Origin of the sequence: Marinomonas transparens, assembly GCF_016463975.1 — a bacterium.
Taxonomy (GTDB): Bacteria; Pseudomonadota; Gammaproteobacteria; order Pseudomonadales; family Marinomonadaceae; genus Marinomonas; species Marinomonas transparens.
The window spans coordinates 1-985 of record NZ_JAEMNX010000078.1 but is presented as its reverse complement, the minus strand read 5'-3'; the positions used below and the strand labels follow the sequence as shown (position 1 = coordinate 985).

Annotated in this window: 2 protein-coding genes; both read left to right on the top strand. The window is 43.2% G+C overall.

Annotated elements, in window-relative coordinates; all coding sequences use genetic code 11:
• The first annotated feature begins 237 nt into the window (after positions 1-237).
• Positions 238-513: a type II toxin-antitoxin system Phd/YefM family antitoxin gene (locus I8J31_RS20725; RefSeq protein WP_199470487.1), complete on the top strand. Its 276-nt coding sequence runs from the start codon at positions 238-240 to the stop codon at positions 511-513.
• Positions 510-806 (top strand): type II toxin-antitoxin system RelE/ParE family toxin, encoded by a 297-nt coding sequence (locus I8J31_RS20720; protein ID WP_199470486.1) that lies wholly within the window; start codon positions 510-512, stop codon positions 804-806. The genes I8J31_RS20725 and I8J31_RS20720 overlap by 4 nt, the downstream gene beginning before the upstream one ends.
• Positions 807-985 lie beyond the last annotated feature (179 nt).

Sequence of the window (985 nt, the reverse complement as noted above, 5' to 3'; positions counted from 1 at the left end):
GCTAAGGTGAATTGCTTCCCCTACATCTTCGGCGGTAAATGCGTCTTCCCCTAAGTTTTTCAGATAACCTGTTAGTTTCTTTAATGTTTTTCATCCATTCCCTTTGGGGTTCCGACAATCAAAACATAGCGGCAGTCGAGTAAACTGACGTTGTACAAATAGTTTGATCTTATTATATTGAGCAAACAGCTTAAACAGATTATAGTCGTATTATTAACTGTTTTAGGAGTCGTTGATATGTTCAATAGTAGCAATATTCACACTGTCACTGAGTTTAGCCGTAAACCTGCGGATCATATTAAGCGCCTACGGGAGAGTAAAAGTCCTGAGCTTCTGACTGTTAATGGCAAGGCCGCCGTGGTGGTACAGGATGCACAAAGTTATGAGCGGATGGCTGCCTTAGCGGACTACGCTGATAGCATTCTGACGATCCGTAAAGCGTTGGATGAAGACGGCCAGTCTCTTAAGAGTTTCACTGACAAATTTGAAGCTAAGCATGGCATTAAACGGTGAAAAGTTATCATGTCATGATCAAACCGACAGCGGTGCGTGATCTGGCGTTGCGTTTTCAGCAAATAACAGAAGATTCACCAGACAATGCCATTACTTGGTATTTAGGGGTGATAAAAGCCATTGAAAAGCTGGATGTGTTGGCTGAACGTTGCCCACTTGCGCCAGAAGACGCCGATATTCAGCAGGGTATTAGGCACCTTATTATCGGTAGTTACCGGGTGCTGTATCGTATTAATGGAAAGGATGTGGATGTTTTACATGTCCGCCATAGTGTTCATGATAGAGTGCTGTGATTTAGGCATTTTTTGAAGGTAAGTGAGATGCTAGCTCCTGTCCATTCATTGGCAATTACACAGAATCTGTTACAGAGCCAGGTCTGAGCTAGTACAGGTAAAGCTAACTTTGCTTAGTGTAACGTTGCTTTGGTCTGCCGCCAGTTTTGTAATCCAGTTTCATACAGACGTGACCTTGG

Bases quoted from the DNA above. Each gene is read 5' to 3' on its own strand.
- I8J31_RS20725 (WP_199470487.1), top strand. From the start codon at position 238: ATGTTCAATAGTAGCAATATTCACACTGTCACTGAGTTTAGCCGTAAA.